The sequence below is a fragment of the Croceitalea vernalis genome, from assembly GCF_031846405.1.
GTDB lineage: Bacteria > Bacteroidota > Bacteroidia > Flavobacteriales > Flavobacteriaceae > Croceitalea > Croceitalea vernalis.
In genome coordinates, this window is the sequence record NZ_JAVRHU010000037.1 from 1 (window position 1) to 218 (window position 218).

At 35.8% G+C, this 218-nt stretch carries 1 protein-coding gene; it reads right to left on the reverse strand.

The genetic code is table 11. The annotated features are described in order from the left end of the window. On the reverse strand, nucleotides 1-218 hold a 218-nt coding region (locus RM520_RS15305; RefSeq protein ID WP_311388582.1), incomplete at both ends, for a hypothetical protein.

Genomic DNA, 218 nt, shown 5'->3' on the forward strand with positions numbered 1-218 from the left:
GCTAGCGTAATATCTGTAGACTTATTAGCTGCATCTTCTTTTAGTGCTATAGCTGTTGTATTTGCAGTAATATCTGCTGATTCTTCAAGAGTTGCCAAACTTGCAAAGAATGTTGTTGTTCCTTCATCAACAGTTAAGTTTGTACCATCAAAAGTTACTGCGGTAATATCATCATCACCTAATGTTGCTACTTGGTTATCTACATAAGTTTTTACGGC